The sequence below is a fragment of the Luteirhabdus pelagi genome (genome assembly GCF_016827595.1).
GTDB lineage: Bacteria > Bacteroidota > Bacteroidia > Flavobacteriales > Flavobacteriaceae > Luteirhabdus > Luteirhabdus pelagi.
Genome location: NZ_JAECMS010000027.1, coordinates 1 through 1,094, shown reverse-complemented (window position 1 = coordinate 1,094; position 1,094 = coordinate 1). Strand labels below are relative to the sequence as shown.

2 protein-coding genes are annotated in these 1,094 nt (G+C 45.7%); both read left to right on the top strand.

What is annotated here, in order from left to right:
• Nucleotides 1-54: 54 nt before the first annotated feature.
• Nucleotides 55-444 (top strand): helix-turn-helix domain-containing protein, encoded by a 390-nt coding sequence (locus I4Q58_RS15410; RefSeq protein WP_203296803.1) that lies wholly within the window; start codon nt 55-57, stop codon nt 442-444.
• A partial coding sequence (locus tag I4Q58_RS15405; protein WP_203296802.1) for an IS3 family transposase occupies nt 441-1,094 on the top strand: 654 nt, incomplete at its 3' end. The genes I4Q58_RS15410 and I4Q58_RS15405, both read left to right, overlap by 4 nt.

Sequence of the window (1,094 nt, the reverse complement as noted above, 5' to 3'; positions counted from 1 at the left end):
TGCATCGTCCTGAAATAGGTTGACTAAAAATTAACCCTTTTAGTACTATACCTTATGAAAGACAAAAAACCACCCTGCCGAAAAAAACCGTACTCAAAAGTAGGCTTTGAACTCAAGCTCTTGATCATTGATCAGATTAGCAACGGACAGATCTCCGCCAACCATGCGGCTGAAAAATATAACGTATCGAGAAGCTCCATCCAGTACTGGACCAAAAAATACAGTACCTTAGAGCAAAAGAAACGAGGAATGAGCAAAAAGGACGAGATCAAGAGACTCAAAGAACGTATCGAGGAACTGGAGTTCCAAAAGGACTTCCAACAGGACATCATCGCGGACATGGAACTTATCACAGGGGTCGATATGTCAAAAAAGTCATTGCCCAAAACATTAGCAGACGAGATCGAAAAAAAGAAACAAGACCGTTTAAGAGGAAATGGTTGATCGGATGTTTTGGGATCAGCAAACAGGCCTTCTACAAACGCCTGAGATCTCAGCAGATAAAAGAAAACAACGAACGGGTCTTGATCCAGATGGTAAGCCAACTCCGCAACGAGGTCGGCCACTTTACCGGCGGGAGAAAACTCTATGACCACCTAAAGGACCAACTCGAATCCAAGGGCATCAAGATGGGCAGGGACAAGTTCTTTGAGTTCCTGAGGAACAACAACCTTCTGGTCAGAAAAACCAAAAGATACCATATAACCACCAACTCCAAGCACCAATTCTACAAATACAAGAACCTTGTAAAAGACAAGGTGCCCACCAGAGCCGAACAGCTCTGGGTAACCGACATAACCTACATCAAGACACAGAAAGGGCACAATTACCTGGCCCTGGTAACGGACGCCTATTCAAAGAAAATAATGGGCTACAAACTCGACAGTCATATGAGGACAGAACTTTGCCTGGACGCACTTAAAATGGCGCTGAACAACAGAGAATATCCTGATGAAAAACTGATACACCATTCCGACAGGGGCTTACAATACTGCAACCCGGCCTACACGGCCTTTGCGGAGGACAACGGGCTGACCATGAGCATGACCGAGCGGTACGACCCCTATGAGAACGCGGTGGCCGAGCGGATAAAC

Bases quoted from the DNA above. Each gene is read 5' to 3' on its own strand.
- I4Q58_RS15410 (WP_203296803.1), top strand. From the start codon at position 55: ATGAAAGACAAAAAACCACCCTGCCGAAAAAAACCGTACTCAAAAGTA.